Annotated in this window: 18 protein-coding genes; 11 read left to right on the top strand and 7 right to left on the bottom strand. The window is 67.7% G+C overall.

The window, feature by feature from the left end; genetic code table 11:
* The first annotated feature begins 81 nt into the window (after nucleotides 1-81).
* Genes AC0685_RS15145 through AC0685_RS15130 form a run of 4 tightly spaced genes read left to right on the top strand, consistent with a single transcriptional unit; the run spans nucleotide 82 to nucleotide 4,627 of the window.
* A complete protein-coding gene (locus AC0685_RS15145; protein ID WP_478226055.1) occupies nucleotides 82-1,383 on the top strand; it encodes an ABC transporter substrate-binding protein in 1,302 nt (433 codons plus the stop codon).
* Nucleotides 1,384-1,386: 3 nt separating this feature from the next.
* The gene (locus tag AC0685_RS15140; RefSeq protein WP_125685060.1) at nucleotides 1,387-2,367 is read left to right on the top strand and encodes a carbohydrate ABC transporter permease; all 981 of its coding nucleotides are present in this window, start codon (nucleotides 1,387-1,389) and stop codon (nucleotides 2,365-2,367) included.
* Nucleotides 2,364-3,221 (top strand): carbohydrate ABC transporter permease, encoded by an 858-nt coding sequence (locus AC0685_RS15135; protein WP_034323760.1) that lies wholly within the window; start codon nucleotides 2,364-2,366, stop codon nucleotides 3,219-3,221. Before AC0685_RS15140 ends, AC0685_RS15135 begins: the two co-directional genes overlap by 4 nt.
* Before the next feature lie 2 nt (nucleotides 3,222-3,223).
* Nucleotides 3,224-4,627 carry a GH1 family beta-glucosidase gene (locus AC0685_RS15130; RefSeq protein WP_478226164.1) on the top strand — a complete coding sequence of 468 codons (1,404 nt, stop codon included), beginning with the start codon at nucleotides 3,224-3,226 and terminating at the stop codon, nucleotides 4,625-4,627.
* A 47-nt stretch (nucleotides 4,628-4,674) separates the two neighbouring features.
* On the opposite strand, the gene AC0685_RS15125 is transcribed toward AC0685_RS15130, so the two are convergent.
* Both AC0685_RS15125 and AC0685_RS15120 read right to left on the bottom strand, forming a co-directional pair.
* Entirely contained in the window at nucleotides 4,675-5,304 is a 630-nt protein-coding gene (locus AC0685_RS15125) for a hypothetical protein (protein ID WP_478226054.1), read from the bottom strand.
* Between the two features lie 258 nt (nucleotides 5,305-5,562).
* Nucleotides 5,563-5,889 carry a hypothetical protein gene (locus AC0685_RS15120; protein WP_478226053.1) on the bottom strand — a complete coding sequence of 109 codons (327 nt, stop codon included), beginning with the start codon at nucleotides 5,887-5,889 and terminating at the stop codon, nucleotides 5,563-5,565.
* Nucleotides 5,890-6,216: 327 nt separating this feature from the next.
* Between AC0685_RS15120 and abc-f the strand changes: the two genes are divergently transcribed.
* Nucleotides 6,217-7,836: a ribosomal protection-like ABC-F family protein gene (gene abc-f, locus AC0685_RS15115; RefSeq protein ID WP_478226052.1), complete on the top strand. Its 1,620-nt coding sequence runs from the start codon at nucleotides 6,217-6,219 to the stop codon at nucleotides 7,834-7,836.
* Nucleotides 7,837-8,602: 766 nt separating this feature from the next.
* Here the strand turns inward: abc-f and AC0685_RS15110 are convergent.
* Nucleotides 8,603-8,947, bottom strand: a complete 345-nt coding sequence (locus AC0685_RS15110; protein ID WP_125683301.1) for an MmcQ/YjbR family DNA-binding protein — start codon at nucleotides 8,945-8,947, stop codon at nucleotides 8,603-8,605.
* A 124-nt stretch (nucleotides 8,948-9,071) separates the two neighbouring features.
* Here AC0685_RS15110 and AC0685_RS15105 point away from each other — a divergent pair, with 124 nt between their 5' ends.
* Both AC0685_RS15105 and AC0685_RS15100 read left to right on the top strand, forming a co-directional pair.
* Entirely contained in the window at nucleotides 9,072-9,701 is a 630-nt protein-coding gene (locus AC0685_RS15105) for a class I SAM-dependent DNA methyltransferase (protein ID WP_478226051.1), read from the top strand.
* Nucleotides 9,702-9,703: 2 nt separating this feature from the next.
* The gene (locus AC0685_RS15100) at nucleotides 9,704-10,498 is read left to right on the top strand and encodes a glycosyltransferase (RefSeq protein WP_478226050.1); all 795 of its coding nucleotides are present in this window, start codon (nucleotides 9,704-9,706) and stop codon (nucleotides 10,496-10,498) included.
* Here the strand turns inward: AC0685_RS15100 and AC0685_RS15095 are convergent.
* Entirely contained in the window at nucleotides 10,416-11,012 is a 597-nt protein-coding gene (locus tag AC0685_RS15095; protein ID WP_478226049.1) for a TetR/AcrR family transcriptional regulator, read from the bottom strand. The genes AC0685_RS15100 and AC0685_RS15095 overlap by 83 nt on opposite strands.
* Before the next feature lie 90 nt (nucleotides 11,013-11,102).
* Between AC0685_RS15095 and AC0685_RS15090 the strand changes: the two genes are divergently transcribed.
* Entirely contained in the window at nucleotides 11,103-12,485 is a 1,383-nt protein-coding gene (locus AC0685_RS15090; RefSeq protein WP_478226048.1) for a cytochrome P450, read from the top strand.
* Nucleotides 12,486-12,580: 95 nt separating this feature from the next.
* Nucleotides 12,581-13,033: a carboxymuconolactone decarboxylase family protein gene (locus AC0685_RS15085; RefSeq protein WP_478226047.1), complete on the top strand. Its 453-nt coding sequence runs from the start codon at nucleotides 12,581-12,583 to the stop codon at nucleotides 13,031-13,033.
* Nucleotides 13,034-13,038: 5 nt separating this feature from the next.
* Here AC0685_RS15085 and AC0685_RS15080 read toward each other — a convergent pair whose 3' ends face one another.
* A complete protein-coding gene (locus AC0685_RS15080) occupies nucleotides 13,039-13,755 on the bottom strand; it encodes a helix-turn-helix transcriptional regulator (protein WP_478226163.1) in 717 nt (238 codons plus the stop codon).
* A gap of 134 nt (nucleotides 13,756-13,889) precedes the next feature.
* On the opposite strand from AC0685_RS15080, the gene folE reads away from it, so the two are divergent.
* On the top strand, nucleotides 13,890-14,486 hold the full coding sequence (gene folE / locus AC0685_RS15075; protein WP_340681596.1) for a GTP cyclohydrolase I FolE: 597 nt from the start codon (nucleotides 13,890-13,892) through the stop codon (nucleotides 14,484-14,486).
* On the opposite strand, the gene AC0685_RS15070 is transcribed toward folE, so the two are convergent.
* Nucleotides 14,476-15,726 carry an MFS transporter gene (locus AC0685_RS15070; RefSeq protein WP_478226046.1) on the bottom strand — a complete coding sequence of 417 codons (1,251 nt, stop codon included), beginning with the start codon at nucleotides 15,724-15,726 and terminating at the stop codon, nucleotides 14,476-14,478. The genes folE and AC0685_RS15070 overlap by 11 nt on opposite strands.
* Nucleotides 15,727-15,833: 107 nt before the next feature.
* Here AC0685_RS15070 and AC0685_RS15065 point away from each other — a divergent pair, with 107 nt between their 5' ends.
* A complete protein-coding gene (locus AC0685_RS15065; RefSeq protein WP_478226045.1) occupies nucleotides 15,834-18,386 on the top strand; it encodes a P-loop NTPase fold protein in 2,553 nt (850 codons plus the stop codon).
* Here the strand turns inward: AC0685_RS15065 and AC0685_RS15060 are convergent.
* Nucleotides 18,317-18,967, bottom strand: a complete 651-nt coding sequence (locus AC0685_RS15060; RefSeq protein ID WP_478226162.1) for a flavin reductase family protein — start codon at nucleotides 18,965-18,967, stop codon at nucleotides 18,317-18,319. The two genes, AC0685_RS15065 and AC0685_RS15060, sit on opposite strands and share 70 nt — an antisense overlap.
* Nucleotides 18,968-19,099: the final 132 nt, after the last annotated feature.

The raw sequence follows: 19,099 nt of genomic DNA, 5'->3' as shown, positions 1-19,099 counted from the left end.
CCATTTTCTCCTCACCCCATCAGCAAGGGACAAAGACGTGAGAAGAGTCCACCAACCCATCGGCGCAAGGGGTTAAGAACCGTGAGAAGCATCCGGAACGGCCTGGTGCTGGCACTGGGTATCACGATGACGGCGTTCGGACTGGCGGCGTGCGGCGGTGACGACGGCGGGGCCCCCGCCGCGTCGGACCCGAACGCCAAGGTCGAGCTGTCGCTGGCGACGTTCACCGAGTTCGGCTACGAGGAGCTCATCCCCGAGTACGAACGACTGCACCCGAACATCAAGATCACCCACCGCAAGACCGGCCAGGGCGGGCCGTACCACCAGGATCTGATCACGAAACTGGCCGCGGGTTCCGGCCTCGCCGACGTCACCGCCGTCGAGGAAGGGCATCTGTCGAACGTCCTCGACAAGGGCTCGAAGTTCAACGACCTGCCCAAGATCGGCCCGGCGGAGGCGTCCCCCGACCGCTGGCTCGGCTGGAAGTACGACGCGGCGAAGACCAAGGACGGCAAGGTCATCGGCTACGGAACGGACATCGGCCCGCTGGCCATGTGCTACCGCAAGGACATGCTCCAAGCGGCGGGAATGCCGTCCGATCCCGAAGCGGTCAAGCCGTTGTTCGCGACCTGGGACAGCTACTTCGCCGCCGGCGAACAGTACGTCACCAAGACCGGCGGTAAGGCGTGGTTCGACTCGGCCGCGCAGAACTTCAACGCCATGGTCAACCAGCTCCCCACCGGCTACATCGGCAACGACGACAAGCCGACGCTGGAATCGAACCAGGGCATCAAGGACGCCTGGACCAAGGTGACCGGCGCCGTCGCGAAGGGACAGTCGGCCAAGCTGACCGCGTTCAGCAACGAGTGGAACTCCGGATTCAAGCAGGGCGCCTTCGCCACGAAGGTGTGCCCCGCGTGGATGCTCGGCGTGATCGAGGAGCACTCCGGTCCCGAGAACGCCGGCAAATGGGCGGTCACCGCCGCCTTCCCCGGTGGCGGCGGGAACTGGGGTGGCTCGTACCTGACCGTGCCCACGCAGTCGAAGCACCCGAAGGAGGCGGCCGAACTCGCCGCCTGGCTGACCGCGCCCGAGCAGCAGATCAAGGCGTTCAAGGCGAAGGGCACGTTCCCCAGCCAGGTCAAGGCACTGGAAGACCCGGCGCTGCTGAGCGAGACCGACGCCTACTTCGGCGGCGCCAAGATCGGCCAGTTGTTCGCTGAGCAGGCGAAGAAGGTCGCGAAGCCCCAGTACAAGGGCCCCGGCGACGGTCAGATCCAGGAGAACGCGTCGAGCCCGGCGCTGCAGGCCGTCGAACAGGGCAAGTCGGCGGACGAGGGCTGGACGCAACTGCTCGACGCCGCGAAGAAGATCACGCGCTGACCGATGACCGTCGTCGACAAGATCGCGCCGGACGAGGAGAAGGCCGGGGTGCGCACGTCGCCCCGGCCCACCCTCCGCCATCGGCTGAGCCGGTGGGACGTCAAGGTCTCGCCGTACCTCTACATCGCCCCGTTCTTCGTCGTGTTCGGGATCGTCGGGCTGTTCCCGCTGCTCTACACGGCGTACGTGTCCCTGTTCAGCTGGGAGGCGGGTGACGACAACCCGGTTTTCATCGGACTGGACAACTTCAAGGAGTTGTTCGCCGACACGCAGTTCTGGAACGCGCTCGAGAACACCGTCAGCATCTTCCTGCTCTCCAGCGTTCCGCAGCTGATCATCGCGGTGCTCCTGGCGGCGCTGCTGAGCGCCAGGCTCCGCGGGGCGACCGGCTGGCGCGTCGGCGTCCTACTCCCCTACGCCGCCAGCCTGGTCGCGCTCGGGATCATCTTCGCGAATCTGTTCGGGCCGAAGTACGGGCTGGTCAACGGTCTGCTGCAGACGATCGGGCTCGATCCGGTCGACTGGCAGGCAGGCCGGTTCAGCAGCCACGCCGCGATCGCGATCATGGTGAACTGGCGCTGGACCGGGTACAACGCGCTGATCGTGCTCGCGGCGATGCAGGCCATCCCGAAGGAACTGCACGAGGCCGCACTGATCGACGGAGCGGGCGCCGCACGCCGGTTCTTCAGCATCACGCTCCCCCTGCTGAAGCCGACGCTGATCTTCGTCACGATCACCTCGACGATCGGCGGACTGCAGATCTTCACCGAGCCCAAGCTGTTCGACGCCATGCCGGGCTCGAACAACGGCGGTTCGTCCAACCAGTTCCAGACCGTGACGCTGTACCTGTACCAAACGGCCTTCGAGAACTACGAACTCGGTTATGCCTCGGCGATCGCGTGGGTGCTGTTCGTGATCATCGTGCTCATCGCGCTGGTGAACTTCTTCCTTACCGGCAGGCTCACGGCGGTGAAGAAGAAATGACAGTGATCCACAGTGGACTCAAGCGAGGCGTTTCGGCACTGGGCAAGCCGCGCAGGGCGACCTACGTCGTGCTCACCATCTTCGTGCTGGGCTCGCTCTTCCCGTTCTACTGGTCGTTCCTGGTCGCCAGCCGGGACAGCGGGATGCTCACCGAACGGGTCCCGCCCTTCCTGCCCGGCGGGAACTTCTTCGCCAACGCGGCGAGGGTGTTCGACACCGTGCCGTTCTGGAAGGCGCTCGCGAACAGCCTGATCGTGTCCGGCACGGTCACCCTCACCACGGTGCTGTTCTCGTCACTGGCCGGGTTCGCCTTCGCCAAACTGCGGTTCCGCGGCCGGAACGGGCTGTTCGTGTTCATCGTCATCACCCTCGCCGTACCGACCCAGCTCGGCATCATCCCGCTGTTCATGGCGATGTCGGAGTTCGGCTGGGCAGGCGGATTGCAGTCGGTGATCGTGCCGAACCTGGTGACCGCGTTCGGCGTCTTCTGGATGCGTCAGTACACAGTGGACGCCGTACCGTACGAACTGATCGAGGCGGCGCGCGTCGACGGCTGCAGCATGATCCGGATCTTCTGGAACGTCTGCCTGCCCGCGGTCCGGCCGGCGGCGGCGATCCTGGCGATGTTCACGTTCATGACGTCGTGGAACGACTTCCTCTGGCCGCTCGTGGTGCTGGACGCCGGCAACCCCACCGTCCAGCTGGCGCTGGAGAAGCTGCAGAGCGGTTACTACGTCGACTATTCGCTGGTGCTGGCCGGGACCACCCTGGCCACCATCCCGATCCTGATCGTCTTCCTCCTCCTCGGCCGCCAGATCGTGGCCGGGATCATGCAAGGTGCCGTGAAAGGGTGACCATGTCCGCTCATCCCGACAGTGTCCGGGCGAAGACCGCGCTCCTGTTCCCGCCCGGATTCGTGTGGGGCGCCGCCACCGCGGCCTTCCAGGTCGAAGGGGCGACGGCCGCCGACGGCCGGACCGACTCGATCTGGGACGTCTTCGCCCGCCGTCCCGGTGCCGTCGTCGGCGGCGACACCGGGGAGCCGGGCGCCGATCATTACCGGCGCTATGCCGAAGACGTCGATCTGATGCGACGGCTCGGGCTCGGCGCGTACCGGTTTTCGCTGTCGTGGCCGCGGATCCGGCCCGGCGGCGGCGCGCCGAATCCGCGGGGTCTCGCGTTCTACGACCGGCTCGTCGACAAGCTGCTCGAGGCCGGAGTCGAACCCTGGGCGACGCTGTATCACTGGGATCTCCCCCAGTCGCTTGAAGACGAGGGCGGCTGGGCGGCACGCGAGACCGCCTTCCGGTTCGCCGAATACGCCGAAACGGTCGTGGCGCGCCTGGGCGACCGGGTACCGCGCTGGTCCACCCTGAACGAGCCGTGGTGTGCGGCGATGCTGGGCTACGCGCGCGGAATCCACGCGCCCGGCAGGCAGGAACCCCGCGCCGCCGTCGCGGCCGCGCACCACCTGCTGCTGGGACACGGACTGGCGATGGACGTCCTGCGGCGACACGCGTCTGCCGCGTCGTCGGGGATAACGCTGAACCTGTACCCGGTGTCGGCGGTCGATCCTTCGTCCACTGTGGACTCCGAAGCCGCGCGCCGGATCGACGGCCTGCAGAACCGGCTGTTCCTGGATCCGGTGCTTCGTGGCTCCTACCCCGAGGACCTGCTGACCGACCTGGCGCCGCTCGGTATCGGAGAGCTGGTGCGGGACGGTGACCTCGCGACCATCGCCACTCCGATCGACTGGCTGGGCATCAACTACTACCGCGGCTACCAGGTCGCGGGCACCCCGCTGCCCGGCAGTGAACCGGCGGGCGCCGACTGGCTAGGCTCCCCCGACGTCCATTTCGTGCCCGACGAAGCGGCGCCCCGCACCGACTCCGGCTGGGAGGTCCAGCCATCGCGGCTCACCGAGTGCCTCCTCCGGGTCCATCGCGAGTATCGGCCGATCCCGTTGTACATCACCGAGAACGGCGCGTCCTATCCGGACGCGTTGATCGGCGGGGATATCGCGGACACCGACCGGATCGCCTTCCTCGACTCGCATCTGCGTGCCGCGTACGAGGCGATCGAGGCGGGCGTCGACCTGCGCGGCTACTTCTATTGGTCACTGCTCGACAACTTCGAGTGGGCCGAGGGGTACGGCAAACGGTTCGGTCTCGTCCACGTCGATTACGCGACGCAGCGGCGGACGCCGAAGCAGAGCGCGCTCTGGTACGCCCGGGCGATCAGTCTCAACGGGCTGGGCTGAGGGCAAGTGTCAGGAAAGGGTCGTTCAGGACGACCCTTTCCTGACCTTTACGCGCGGGAGCGCTCGGCGCGTTCCGCGAAGACACGGTCGGCGGCTCGCCGGTCCTGCCCGTCGGCCCGGAACCCGTTGACGCAGCCGGGCACGTCCGCGGTGGAAGTGCAGTTGTCCGGCCGGTTGCCACTCAACCCGGCCCCAGGTTCGCCCGCGACGTTGTCGCTGACGGTCCCGCCGTCGAGCGTGAGACTGTCATCGAACACGCTGAGTCCGCCGCCTCGACCTCCGTAACCGGAGATCCCGGAGTACCCGCCCGGCCCCGCGACGCCGGCATCACCGCCGCGTCCCGCATGGTTTCCGGTGATGGTGGTGCGGGTGATGACCGGATTCAGCAGCACACCGGGGCTGGTCGACATGATCAGGCCGCCGCCCGTGCCGCCGCTGCCGCCGTGTCCGGCTCCGCCGCCCTCCGAGCCTCCCGCGCCGCCCTTGCCCCCGCTCCCGGCACTGTTGCCGGTGACGACGCTGTCGGTGAGCCGCAGGACGGTGCCGCTGAGCACGTCGACACCGGCGCCGAAGCCGGCTGAACCGCCTCGTCCACCCGCCTTGGCTGCCACCCCGTTCCCGCCCGGGCCACCGGAGCCGGAGGCGTTGCCGGTGATCGAACTGCAGGTGATCGTCAACTCTGTCCGAGCGGAGGCGTAGGAGGAAATCCCACCGCCGGAGCCTCCGGAGCCGGCGGCGTTGCCACTGATGACGCTGTCGGTGATGGTCAGCGAACCCCAGTTCTTGATACCGCCGCCGGAGCCGCCCGGGTTCGCGTCTCCATAGGAGTTGGTCCCGACACCGTCAGGAGCATGACCGCCCGCGATCGTGACCTCGTTGAGGGTCAGGTCGCCCCAATTGTTGATGATGCGGAATCGGGGCGCGTCCTTGGCGCGTTAGATGGTGGCGTGATTACCGTTGACGGTGAGCTTTCCCTCGTTGGAGGGCAGCCCGGCACTCCAGTAGACATCGGCGACCGCGGTGAGCGTGTCCGGCCCGGGGGTGGCGTTGGCCTCGGCGATGGCCTGGACCAACGCGGCGGAGTCGCAGGGAACGGCGATTTCGGCGGCATGCGCCGGTGGAGCGACCAGGGCGAACGCCCCCAGTGCGGTTACCGTGGTCGCGATTCGTCTTCGGGTTCCGGCATTCGACATCATCGGAAAACCTCCCAGATCAAGGAATCGGGTGATGGCCATCGAGAACATCAGGAATCCCGCCTTCACCCCTCAATGAATATGATTCCAACCACACGATTACCGATCATCGGGAATCATGGTGAATGAATGAATGAACACCGGATTTCGCGCCTTGCCGACGCCGCGCCGAGGGATTGCGGTGGCCACACTCCGGCAGGTCTTGTTATCGTAGGTGCGGACCTGATCGACGAGCAGTGGAGACCAGACGTGGCAGGTGAAGACGACATCTCCGGGTGAGCCGGAGTCGGCGGGCCACCGGCGTTGACGCCGACGTGGCCTCTTTGTCGTCCCCTCAAACCACGTCCACCGCGGTGCAGCCTCAAGGCGCCCGCTGTCTTTCACGAGGTCATTTCCATGTCAGACGCCTTCGTCGTCGTGTCCGCCCTCTCCTTCTCCTGGCCGGATGACACCCCGGTCTTCGACGACCTGTCCTTCACCGTGCCCGGTGGCCGCACCGGTCTGGTCGCGCCGAACGGGGCGGGCAAGAGCACGCTCCTCAAACTGATCGCCGGAGAGCTGCGACCGGTGTCGGGGTCGGTCTCCACCCAGGGAGTCCTCGGCTATCTGCCGCAGTCTCTGCCCCTCACCGCCGACCTGAACGTGGCCGAAGTACTGGGGATCGCACCGCAGCTCGCGGCGCTGAGCGCGATCGAGTCCGGCGACGCGAGTGAAGAGCACTTCACCACCATCGGGAACGACTGGGACATCGAGGAGCGCACCCGCGCCCAGCTCGATCGGCTCGGCCTCGACGGCATCTCGCTGGACCGGAGCCTGCGTACGTTGAGCGGCGGGCAGATCATCTCCCTCGGCCTGGCCGCGCAATTGCTGAAGCGGCCCGACATCCTGCTGCTGGACGAACCGACCAACAACCTCGACCTCGACGCCCGCCGCAAGCTCTACGGGGTGCTCGAAGACTGGTCCGGCTGCCTGCTGCTGGTGAGTCACGACCGGGAACTGCTCGACCGGATGGACCGGATCGCCGAACTCGACCGCGGCGATCTCAGGTACCACGGCGGGAACTTCACCCAGTACGAAGCGGCGGTCAAGGCCGAGCAAGAGGTCGCCGAGCGCAACGTCCGCAGCGCCGAACAAGAGGTCAAACGCGAGAAACGGGAGATGCAGCAAGCTCGCGAGCGGGCGGCGCGCCGGGCGGGCAACGCCGCCAGGAACCTGGGCAACGCCGGACTGCCGAAGATCTTCGCTGGCACCATGAAACGCAACGCCCAGGAGTCCGCGGGCAAGGCGAACGAGACACACGCCGCGCGGGTCAGCGAAGCGAAGAACCGCCTCGACGAGGCCGAACGTTCCCTCCGCGACGACCAGAAGATCGCGCTCATCCTGCCGGGCACCAACGTCCCCACCGGGCGCACGATGTTCCACGGCGAGCACATCCAAGTCCGCTACGGCGACCGGAACGTCTTCGCGGGCGACGGAGTCGACCTGACGATCCGCGGCCCCGAAAGGATCGCCCTGACCGGCGGAAACGGGACCGGCAAGTCAACCCTCCTCCGGGTGCTCAAGGGAGACCTCACGCCCGACAGTGGCGTGGTGAAGCGAGCCGAAGGGCGGATCGCGTACCTCTCCCAGCGGCTCGACCTGCTGGACTTAGGCCGGACCATCGCCGAGAACTTCGCCGCGTTCGCCCCGAACCTCCCCGAGTCACAGCGAATGACCCTGCTCGCCCGCTTCCTGTTCCGAGGCGCGCGAAGCCAGCTTCCCGTCGGCGTGCTCTCCGGAGGCGAACGCCTGCGGGCCACCCTGGCCTGCGTCCTGTTCGCCGAACCCGCGCCGCAACTCCTGCTGCTGGACGAGCCGACCAACAATCTCGACCTGGTCAGCGTCGGGCAATTGGAGAGCGCGCTGGGGGCGTATCAAGGGGCTTTCGTGGTCGTCAGCCATGACGAGCGGTTCCTTCGGGAGATCAAGGTCGATCGGCGGGTGCGGTTGACCGGCGGGACTCTCGTGGAGTCGTGAGGTCTCTGCGGCCGGGTATGTGAGTGGCCTCGGGCCCTGATTCGAAACGCCCAGCAACACCCTCCACCACCACTGACCCCGAGGAGCCCGCCAGCCACACCGGCGACGGGCCCCTCGCCATGCCCACGTCGACTCGGAATAGAGAAAAGGCGCCCTCGCCGGGCCCCTGATATCCGTGAAGGCTTCCTTGAGGGACCCAGAGTCACGGCGCCGCCAGGCTTCGAGACAACGCAGGACGCCGTTGATGAGGGATTCGGGACGTTCAATGTCCCCAATCCCTCATCGACGAAACCGCCGGCCGCACAGGTGGGTGGACAAATACGAATCCGTCAAGGAGGGCTTCACGGACTCCAAACCCGACAACCACCCCGGCACAGTCACGCGAGCAGGTAGCGAAGGCCTCCTTCCCTACCCTCAAGGTAGGCAAGGAGGCCTTCACGGACCACCGACCGCTTCCTTCCGTCCACACCCGACCGCAAAACAAAAAACCGCCACCGAACCGGCGACGGGCGAGGAAAGAAAAGGTCCCGCTTCCGCTCAGCGAAGGCTGGGGGTTCCTGCGAGCAGGAAGCGGGAGTTTGTGGCCGGTACGGGGGCCGCCTCTCGGCGAGTGGCTCGACACGGCTCCGGCCGAACCGGTATTCCGTGAAGGCGAAGGGTGAGGCCCGGGGGCACCATCCGTACCGACACTCTCTACAACGCCACGGCTCGGAAAATGTTCCCCGCGAAAAAAGTGACGCGCGTCAACACACGAATGCGGTAACGCTCAGCAGGGCGGCGGAACCTGATCCACCAGTTCTTCGGGAGCGGACAGCCGCCATGCCTCGTAGACCAATTCGTTCAGCTCGTCGGATTCGATGCCGTCGAGGTACACCACCACCCAGCCGAATCCCCCGGCCGTGAACTGCACCTCGAAGACGTCGGGCCGTTCGGCCACGAGGGCTTCCTGTTCCGAGAGCGTCTGCTTCAGGCCGACGGTCTGGGTCCGCGGCCAGTAGTAGCCGAACCGCTTCCCGCGCACGCTGAACGACTCCCACTCCTTCGCGTCGGATCGCTCGACGTCGGCGAGCGACTTCAGCATCCGGTGGAACTCGTCACTCGACACGCTCATCTTGAACCCCAAACCCCAGTAACTCCGTCGGCTCCAGTCTAAGGGCCCGGGTGGGCCCGTCCTTTGAGGACGTCGATCGGTAGATTCGCCGGAGGGAGAGCCACTCGATCCGGGGAGCTGCGCAATGGACCGACCGGTCACGGCGGCAGAGCTGTTCGACGCCATCGGTTCCGCTTACGAGGACGTCTTCGGACGGGCGCCGGCGGTTGACAGGGCGGTGCGGCATCTGCTGGACAGCTTGCCGCCGTCGTCGAGGGTGCTCGACATCGGAAGCGGAACGGGAAGGCCGGTGGCCGAGGACCTGTCTTCCGCCGGTCATCGGGTGACCGGGCTCGACGTGTCGCCGGTGATGATCGATCTCGCGCGTGAGCAGGTTCCCGCAGCCACCTTCGTCCACGCCGACGTGCGGGAATGGACCTCGCCGTCCGAATCTTGGGAGGCCGTCTGCGCCTTCTTCCCCTTCCTCCAGATGCCGCGCGCGGAGACCGAAGCCGTGCTCACCGACATCGGGCGCTGGCTGGTGCCGGGCGGGCTCTTCGCTCTGGTCACCGTTCCGCGCGACGCCGAGGACGTGCCGGCGGAGTTCTTCGGCCGCACCTTCCTCGAGACCAGTTTCGCCCCGGACGACCTCGTCCGGCGGGTCGAGGCGGCCGGGCTGGAGGTCACCGGCACCCATTCGGAGCTCTTCACCGCGGACGAGCCGGGGACACCGCCGGAGGAGCACCTCCTGGTCCTCGCCCGCCGCCCGGAGTGAGCATGCCGGTCGTCAGCGTGATCACCCCGGTCCACCCGCCGAGCCTGCCGTACTTGACCGAGGCGTACGAATCCCTCGCCGCGCAGGAACTACCGCCGGACTGGAGCTGGGAATGGCTGGTACAGGAGGACGGCGAGACCGGCCTGCTCGACGGCGTCCTCCCCGCGGACGAGCGCGTCCTGCCCGGCTCGGGGCGCCCAGGCGGTCCCGGAGTCGCGCGGATGATGGCTCTGTCACGCGCCTCCGGGGAGCTGATCAAGGCACTCGACGCGGACGACCTCTTGGCACCCGGCGCGCTCGCACGAGACATCGCGGCGCTGGAGGACCCCGAGGTCGGCTGGACGACCTGCCGGGTCCTCGACCTCTTTCCGGATGGGACCACGGCCGGCGTCGACAGCGATCCCGACGAGGGACGGATCGAACGCGGCGCGATCCTGCGCCACTGGCGGCGCAACGGCTACGTGTCGTCGGTGGTGGCCGGGACGCTGTGCATCCGCCGCGACCTTCTGCTGGATCTGGGCGGCTGGATGGCGCTGCCCGCGTCGGAGGACACCGGGCTGATCCTCGCCGCCAACGCCTGCTCCGACGGCTACTTCGTCTCCACGTGCGGCATGTTCTACCGGAAGTGGGCCGGTCAGGTCACCCGGTCCGCGGCGCACAACGACGACGGCGAGCGGCTCGCGCGGATGAAGCTGATCGAGGAACGCGCCGAGGTCATGTTGGCACGTCGACGATGTCGAGCAACGCCTTCGCGCACAGATCCCGGATCTGGTCCCGGGTCAGCTTCCGGTACTTGAGCCAGTCGAGGCACACCGCGACGACGAAGGCCAGCCAGCCGCGGACGAGCATCCGCAGGGCCTCCGGCGGCTCGCCGTCCGGGCACAGCACCTCGAGGATCCGGCGTCCTTGCTCGGCGAAGTTGTTGTCCACGACTTCACGCACGCCGTCGACGGCGATCGACGTGCCCGAGTGCAGTGCCCGGTAGCCGTCCTCGTTGGCTTCGACGTAGCGCAGGTACGCGTCGAGGCCGGCCGTCAGTTGCTCCGCGACCGGGAGCGTGGGATCGGACTTGGTCATCTCGAGCAGGCGCTCGCCCTCTGACCTGATGACCTCGGTGACGAAGTCCCGTTTCGTCGGGAAGTAGTGGTACAGCAGCCCCCGGGAGACCTCGGCGATATCCGCGACCTGCTCGATCCACACATCGTCGTACGGCCGCTCCGCGAACAGGCGGGCGCCGATCCGCAGCAGCTGTTCCCGCCGCTCGGCGGTGCTCAGCCTGCTGCGGGGCTTCCCGGAAGTACTCGGCGCCATCCGGGCATCGTACTTACTTGACACGAGTTCAGTAACAGGCCACGCTCCCTATTGGATGCCGGTTCAACAGCGCACACCTGGAGGGGCTCGATGGCCACCGCTCTCCCCCATCCCCCGCGACGGATCCCGCTGATCGGCGACGTGCTCGGCGTGTCGCCGAAGACGCCGGTCCAGGACTCGATGCGGCACGCGGCCGAACTGGGCCCGGTCTTCGAGCGGAAGGTGTTCGGCCGGAGCATCGTGTTCGTCAACGGTGCCGAGATGGTCGCCGACCTCTCCGACGAGAAGCGCTTCGCGAAGCACGTCACTCCCGCGATCTCGAACCTGCGCCCGCTAGGCGGCGACGGCCTGTTCACCGCCCACAACGAAGAGCCGAACTGGCGGCGCGCGCACGAGATCCTCGCGCCCGCGTTCAGCCGCAACGCCATGCAGCGCTATCACCCGACGATGCTGGCGATCACCCGCGAGCTGCTGGACACGTGGGACAGGGGCGGCGAGGTCGACGTCGCGGACGACATGACCAAGCTGACGCTGGAGACCATCGGCCGGACGGGATTCGGTTACAGCTTCTCTTCGTTCGAACGCGCCGAGCCGCATCCGTTCGTCGCCGCGATGGTCCGCACGCTGCGGCATGCGCAGCGAAGGGCGATCCAGCCGCCGGTCATCGGCCCGCTTCTCAGCCGCAAGGCGAACCGGCGCAACGAAGCCGACCTGGCGTTCCTCCACTCGGTCGTCGCCGACGTCATCGAAGCGCGCCGGAACGACACGAGCACCGAAGACCTGCTCGGGCTCATGCTGAACACCACTCAGCCGAGCACCGGCGAGGCGCTGGACGAGGACAACATCCGGCACCAGATCATCACCTTCCTCGTGGCCGGGCACGAAACCACGTCGGGCGCGCTGTCGTTCGCGCTGTACTACCTCGCCAGGAACCCGGACGTCCTGGCCCGCGCTCAGTCCGAAGTGGACAAGGTCTGGGGCGAGAACCCGGACCCGTCGTACGAAGAAGTCGCGAAGCTCCGCTACGTCCGGCGAGTGCTCGACGAAGCGCTCCGGCTCTGGCCGACGGCGCCCGCGTTCGCGCGCCAGGCCCAGGTGGACACCGTCGTCGGCGGCGAGTACCCGATGCGCAAGGGACAGTGGGCGCTGGTCCTCATCCCGGCGCTGCACCGTGATCCCACCTGGGGAGACGATCCCGAATCGTTCGACCCGGACCGCTTCTCCCCGGAACGCAACCGTGCCCGCCCGGCGCACGTCTACAAACCCTTCGGCACCGGCGAGCGGGCCTGCATCGGGCGGCAGTTCGCCCTGCACGAGGCGACGCTGGTACTCGGCATGCTGCTGAGCCGGTACGAGCTGCGCGGCGACCCGTCTTATCGGCTGAAGGTGCAGGAGCTGCTGACCCTCAAGCCGGAGGGCTTCAGGCTGGAAGTCTCGCTCCGCGACCGCGCGACGGTGTCCGCGCCCGCCTAGAGCAAGGTGGCGCCTCGGTTGAACTCGGTCACATCTCCGCTCCGGGATCCGTCAGTGCGGTGAAAGCAAGACGGAAACCCTGAAGGAGAACCACCATGGAAACCCGCATCCCGAACCCCGCCCTCGCGAACCCCGCGACGTTGAAGGCCCTGATCGCACTGGCGGAGTCGACCGGCGACACCGGTGTCCCGAAGACCACGCACTACCTCATGCACGTCCGCGCGAGCCAGATCAACGGGTGCAGCGGTTGCCTGGAGATGCACACCAAGGAGCTGCGCGAGGCGGGCCAGTCCGACGAGCGGATCTTCACCGTGGCGGCGTGGCGCGACACGGCCTACTTCACCGACGCCGAACGGGCGGCGCTCGCGCTGGCGGAGGCCCTCACCCGCATCGCGGACCGGGCCGACCCGGTCGACGACGAGATCTGGGACGAGGCGGCTCGTCACTACGACGAAGCGCAGCTGTCGAGCCTGGTCCTCTCCATCGCCGCCATCAACACCTGGAACCGGCTCAACGTCGCCACCCGGCAGATCGCCGGCGCCGCCTGAGCGACCTACTCGGCCTGCCGTAGCTCCACACAGCACTCGGCCGCGCCGGGAACGAGGGCCGCCTCCACGTTCCCGGCGCGCACGCCGTTCAGGAAACCGGCAAGGAAGGCCTGATTGATCCCGCAGACCAGCCCCGGCGCCTCCGCGGCCAGCGGATGGAACGGGCAGTTCCGCAGTCGGACGCAGGTCCTGCTGTCCCGGCTCGGCTCGAAGCCGTAGCGGCGAAGCATCCCTTCGGCCACGGTGAGCGCGCGTTCCGTGCCGAGCCTGCCGGGGCGCGTTCGCGCTCGTTCCTCTTCGCCCACCGCGAAACCGCGCTCCCCCGCGACCCGCAGCACGGCTTCCCGCGCGGACTCGCCGCTCCCTTCGGCGAGCACGGCCTCGGCGAGGATGCCCGCCAGGATCTCGTGCCGCCGGGCGGGAAGCTGCACTTGGATGGCCTCGTCGACGGGCTCGTAGACCTTCGGTCTGCGTCCCACCTTCACCACCGGACCGGCCTCGAAGCCGAATCTGAGCAGCCCGGCCGCCACGAGCTTGTCGAGATGGAAGGCGGCGAGCTTGCGGGAGATCCCGACCGCCGCCGCTGCCTCGTCCCGCGTGACAGGGCGCCTCGCACGCCGCGCGTAGACGTACATGCCTCGACGGAGGTCGTCGTCGAGCGCCGCCACAGCGGCGATGGCGGGGGCGTCGAGGCCGTCCGGGTCGGGCACTGTCACGTTCACCACGATATCGCCTATCTCAACCGGCGGAACATTCTGGACTGCCGATCTACCATGTAAGATGAGCCACCGGGTGGCAAAACACCCAAAAGTCTTGGTTTAATCCACTGGGGATCGCGTTCAGCCTAGGAGGCCCAATGTCCACTCCCGCCTTGCGCGTCGTGCACGAAACCGGGCCGGGGCCGGACCTCGCGGCGGCCGAGGCCGCGGCCGCCGATCTCCTCACCGCACTGGGCATTTCGCTGGACTCCGAGAGCCTCCGTGGCACGCCGGGCCGGATGGCGCGCGCGTACGCCGAGTTGTTCACTCCTCGGCCGTTCGATCTCACAACCTTCCCCAACGACGAGGGCTACGACGAACTCGTCCTCGCCAGGGGGATCCCGGTCCGATCCGTCTGCGAACACCACCTGCTGCCGTTCGTCGGGGTCGCGCACGTGGGATATCTGCCGGGAGAGCGGATCCTCGGCCTGTCCAAGCTGGCCAGGATCGTCGAGCACTTCGCCTGCCGTCCGCAGGTTCAGGAACGGCTCACGAAACAGGTCGCCGACTGGCTCGAAGAGCAGCTCGAACCGCGTGGCGTCGGCGTGGTGATCGAAGCGGAGCATTCGTGCATGACGTTGCGCGGCGTCCAGGCCGTCGGGTCGAGCACCGTCACCTCGACCCTGCTCGGCACACTGCGTGAAGACGCTCGTTCGCGCCAGGAGTTCTTCGCGCTCACCGGGATCAACGGCTGACAGTGGGCTCTTGCGCGTAGGCCGCGGAGACGACCTCGCGGTCGAACACCCGCCAGGTGAGCGCGGAAACGATCACCGCCACCACGAAACCGGCCCAGTACGGCGTCGTCAGCCCGAACTTCGACGCCACCGCCCCGCCGAGCAGCGCACCGACGCAGTTGCCGCCCGCGATGATGAACAGACTGGTGCTGCCGACCCGGCCCAGCATGTCGGGCGGGGTGAGCCGTTGACGCAGGGAACTGCCGACGATTCCCCACAGTGCGCCGTGTACCCCGAAGAGGAACAGGATCACCCCGACCACCGGCGCGCTCGTGCTCGTCGCGAGCACCAGATGTGTCCCGGCCTCGATCAGCAGCCCGATCCGCAACGTCCAGGTCGGGGTGCACCAGGCGATCAGCCGGTCGCCCATGACCGAGCCGAGTAGTCCGCCCACCGCCATGCAGGTGAAGAGCAGGCCGTATCCGACCGCACCCAGCTGGAGCCGTTCCTTCGCGAGCAGCACCAGGACCGAGGTGGCCGCGACGAGCGTCAGGTTCAACATCCCGATCAGCCCGATCATGGTCCGCAGCAGACGCTGACCGGCGAGCCAGCGGAACCCCTCGGCCACCTCCGAGCGCATCGACCGGCGCGCGACCGGCTCACCGGTGCCGTCGCCGGGCCGCGGCCGGTACGCACCCGCGATCAGCCCGAGCAACAGGGCGCTGACCGCGTACGTCCCGGCGTTGACGTAGAACGGGATGCTCGCCGCCACGCCGAACAGGAATCCGCTCAGCGGCCCCGAGAGCATGCCGTGGGTCAGTGTCGTCCCGGCGTACAGCCGGCCGTTCGCCCGCTCCAGCAACGCTTTCGGGACTATCGAGGGCAGCATCGCCCCGCCGGCCGTCCGGAACACGACCTCGCTCGCGTTGATCACGAAGAGGACGGCGTACAGCAAGGCGATGCTGACGTCGCCCATCGAGATCGCGACGGCCAGCAGGGCGACGGCGGGCACCCGGATCCAGTCGAGGGTGATCATCAGCTTGCGCCGGTCCACCCGGTCGACGAGCACTCCACCCGGCAGCGAGAAGAGCAGCCAAGGCAGCCACGCCACCGCGAAGCCGCCCGAGACCACGAGCGGTTCGTCGGTGCGGGAAGCGATCAGCAACGGCGCCGCCACCGTCGCGAGACCGCTGCCCAGCGCGGACGTCGTACTCGCCGCCCAGAGCTTCGCGTACCTGCCGTCCAGCCGCTCCCCCGTCATGAGATCAAATGTAGCGACCAGTGACCGAGCGGAGGCGTAGTTTCACCCCCAGCTGAGTAGCCGCCCTCTAGACTGCCCTTCCGTTCGGCCTTGGGAGGGGAGCACGGATGGTGCTGGTGCGCGACGTCGATCCGTCGATTCTGCTGATGAACAAGGCATCGGGCGAGAAACCGGGGGCTTACCTGCCCAGGGACATCGACGGCCCGCTCAGGTCAGCGCTCAAGACCACGCCGTTCACGCTCGTCGTCCACGAGGTCTACTCGGGCGCCAGGCGATCGGCCTTGGAAGCCTTGTGGATGACGTACGCCGGAACGGACCTGGTCATCGAGCCGGAGCTCGACGAGCTCGTGATGGACCGGCGCGACGGCCCGGCAGTGCTCTGGCTCGACCGGAAACTGCCCCAAACTCTCGGCCGCGACCCCGCCGCGGTGGCCAAATGGCTGGACAAGGATCCTCGGCGCCGACTTCTGGGGCTCGTCGGCGAAAGCCAATACGACCACCCGGAACTGCGTGCGGCGATCGATCGCCTCGGGCCGACCGTCCTCCACATCGGCCCGGCTCTCTCCGCCGCCGAACGCGCTGAAGCCAAGGCGATGTTCCCCGCGTCAGGGCCCATCCGCACGATTGACGAAATCGCTGTCGTGCGGAGCCCTCCTGATTCCGGGAACAAAGGCCCGGACCCCTTCGCCGCTCACGTCGCCGACTACCGGCCAGACACCGACGACGGCGTCGATCGACTCGGCATCGGCACCGACGTCCGTATGCTCGCCGACCTGGTCGTCTCCCGGATGATCACCCCTCCCCTGTCGATCGGCCTGTTCGGCAGCTGGGGTTCGGGCAAGAGCTTCTTCATGCGCCAGATGCAACTGCGCGTCCGCGAACTCGCCGATTCCGCGCGGGCGGCCGAAACCGAGGCCGGAACGAACGGGAAGTCCGTGTCCTCCTATTGTTCGAGCGTTCGCCAGATCAGCTTCAACGCCTGGCACTACAGCGAAGCGAACCTCCTCGCCAGCCTCGCCACGCATATCTTCGACAACCTCGCCGCGAACGGCGCCGAGAACGACCTTCAGCGCCAGGCCGACCTGCTCGCCGAACGCCGCATGACCGAGAAGACGCTTCTCGGCAGGCTCAGCGCGGTCCGGCTCGAACGCAGAACCCTGACGGCCCAGCAGAAACAAGCGAAGCGAAGGCGACGGAAACCGCGCGAGTACGTCCGCGCGGTCTTCGACAGCCTCACCGACGCGGACAAGGCGTGGATCGCGTCCCGGATCGGCGTCGACCAGCCGACCGCCGAGGATCTCGAACGGCTGGCGCAGGAAACGGGCGGGCTGCGGTCGGACGTCGCCGAATTCTGGCGGCGGCTGCGGCAGGATCCGGTTCCGCTGCTGGTCCTGATCGGTGGGCTGGTGACGGTCCTGGTGGTCACGCTGCTCGTCGGCCGGTCGCAGGTGTCCGGCGTGCTCGGCGGACTCACCGTGGTGAGCTCCGCGCTGACCGTCGTCCTGCGGATGCGCGCCAGCGCGGACCGGATCCACCAGGCGCTCGACAAGCTCGGCGGACCGTCCGAAGAGGACGAAGAGACCGAGCGGCGCCTGGCCGAACTGGACGCCGAATCCGACCGGCTCGAAAAGGCGGTCGCCGAACTCGCACCGGGGCTGGACCTCGTGTCGTTCGCCGAGTCCCGGGTCTCGGACTACGTCGAACATCTGGGCGTGGTTTCGCTGCTGCGCAAGGATCTCGAGACGTTCGCGACCATGCTCGCCGAGGTACCCCACGGTTCGGGGAAGATCGAACGGACCGTGCTCTACATCGACGATCTCGACCGCTGCCCGCCGAAGGTCGTCGTGCAGGTCCTCGAAGCCATTCATCTTCTACTGGCGCTGCCGGTGTTCGTCGTCGTGGTGGGTGTCGACTCCCGCTGGCTCAAGAAGGCCGTGGAGCAGCACTACGAGGAGATGCTCGGCGACGATCCGGAGACCTTCGCCGAGAACTACCTCGAGAAGATCTTCCAAGTGCCGTTCACGTTGTCCCCCATGGACGATCCAGGGTTCGCGGGGCTCGTGCGCGGGCTCGCCGACACCGAGGTCCAGGACGCCTCGCCGTCGCCGACGCCCACCGAACCGGATCAGGCCACCGGTGACCGCTCTCCGGTCCCGGCCGATTCTCGCCCTCGCGCGGAAGCACCGCGACCGTCGTCCGAACAGTCCACAATAGACCTACGACCTCCTCGGCTGGTGATCTCGGCGCCGGAACTGGACTTCCTGCCGACACTGGCCCCGCTCGTCCGGTCCCCACGTGCCGCGAAAAGGCTCCTGAACCTGTATCGCCTGCTGCGAGCACGGTTCGCCGGAGAAGACCTGGCGGAGTTCCTCTCCGACGGCGACCGCGAGGCACCGTTCCGTGCGGTGCTGGTGCTGCTCGCGGTCCACGTCGGGCATCCGGACGCAGTCCGGTGGTTCGCCGACCTCGATGGGAGCGCCCCCGACGACAAGGCCATCGAGATCGTGTCGAAGATGAACGACCACGAACTGCGCCCGAAACTCGAACGCGGCCTGTCCGGCGAAGCGTGGCCACTGCTGGCCGTGTCCTATCAGCGCTGGCTGCCGCTGGTGAACCGGTTCTCGTTCGCCCGCGATCGCTCGATGTCCGGCCCGCGATAGAGCCGCTCCGGGATCCGCGCCAGTGTCGACGGATGGACCTGCGGGCCGAGGCCGTAGAGCTTCTGGAAACTCATGATCAGCGGCCGCCACCGGTCGGGGTCGATCCGGTCTTCGGTGCCCGGCATCCGCACGTCGTCGTGGACGTGGACGCGCTGCACGCGGACCTCGAACACGAGGACGCCGCCGCGTTGTTTCGGATCGTCCTCCGCGAGCGGGTGCACGGCCTCGACGACGGCCTCCATCGTCACCGGGCATTCCGCGACGCGCGGCGGCCGGACCGTCTCCGAGGGCACCGGGGTGAGGCCGGCGCGGGCGAACTTGTCCGGTTCGTGCCGGTAGCCGCGTTCGTACTTGCGGGCCGGGACGGGATCCGAACCGGTGGTCAGCGCCAGCCTGTCGACGGCGGCAGCCAGCGCGTCGGAAGGGAGATTCAGAACACATTCACGGTTGCGCATGAGATTTTGCGCGGTCTTGGCTTTCGCGCCCAGTCCGAGCATGCCCCGCCAGCCGAGCCAGAACGCCGACGACATCGGTGCCAGGTTCGGAGCGCCCGCCTGGTCGACCGTCGAAAGGAGCACCACAGGGGTGCCGAAGTAGAGGATTCCTGGCTCGATACGGGTGTGCGCGGTCTCGGCCGCCGTCGTAGTAACTGTCACGTACGCCAGCTTCGCCGCCTCGCGCGCCGGAGGCTGGCGAGAATCGGACGTCGCGAT

Source organism: Amycolatopsis sp. NPDC043889 (assembly GCF_056435645.1).
Note: the sequence above shows the minus strand (reverse complement) of the source record. Positions and strands in the feature narration are given on the sequence as shown.

Excerpts from the sequence above, each read along its gene's own strand:
- AC0685_RS15140 (WP_125685060.1), top strand. The coding sequence starts at position 1,387 with ATGACCGTCGTCGACAAGATCGCGCCGGACGAGGAGAAGGCCGGGGTG.
- AC0685_RS15135 (WP_034323760.1), top strand. The coding sequence starts at position 2,364 with ATGACAGTGATCCACAGTGGACTCAAGCGAGGCGTTTCGGCACTGGGC.
- AC0685_RS15130 (WP_478226164.1), top strand. The coding sequence starts at position 3,224 with ATGTCCGCTCATCCCGACAGTGTCCGGGCGAAGACCGCGCTCCTGTTC.
- abc-f (WP_478226052.1), top strand. The coding sequence starts at position 6,217 with ATGTCAGACGCCTTCGTCGTCGTGTCCGCCCTCTCCTTCTCCTGGCCG.
- AC0685_RS15110 (WP_125683301.1), bottom strand. The coding sequence starts at position 8,947 with ATGAGCGTGTCGAGTGACGAGTTCCACCGGATGCTGAAGTCGCTCGCC.
- AC0685_RS15105 (WP_478226051.1), top strand. The coding sequence starts at position 9,072 with ATGGACCGACCGGTCACGGCGGCAGAGCTGTTCGACGCCATCGGTTCC.
- AC0685_RS15100 (WP_478226050.1), top strand. The coding sequence starts at position 9,704 with ATGCCGGTCGTCAGCGTGATCACCCCGGTCCACCCGCCGAGCCTGCCG.
- AC0685_RS15095 (WP_478226049.1), bottom strand. The coding sequence starts at position 11,012 with ATGGCGCCGAGTACTTCCGGGAAGCCCCGCAGCAGGCTGAGCACCGCC.
- AC0685_RS15090 (WP_478226048.1), top strand. The coding sequence starts at position 11,103 with ATGGCCACCGCTCTCCCCCATCCCCCGCGACGGATCCCGCTGATCGGC.
- AC0685_RS15085 (WP_478226047.1), top strand. The coding sequence starts at position 12,581 with ATGGAAACCCGCATCCCGAACCCCGCCCTCGCGAACCCCGCGACGTTG.
- folE (WP_340681596.1), top strand. The coding sequence starts at position 13,890 with ATGTCCACTCCCGCCTTGCGCGTCGTGCACGAAACCGGGCCGGGGCCG.
- AC0685_RS15070 (WP_478226046.1), bottom strand. The coding sequence starts at position 15,726 with ATGACGGGGGAGCGGCTGGACGGCAGGTACGCGAAGCTCTGGGCGGCG.
- AC0685_RS15065 (WP_478226045.1), top strand. The coding sequence starts at position 15,834 with ATGGTGCTGGTGCGCGACGTCGATCCGTCGATTCTGCTGATGAACAAG.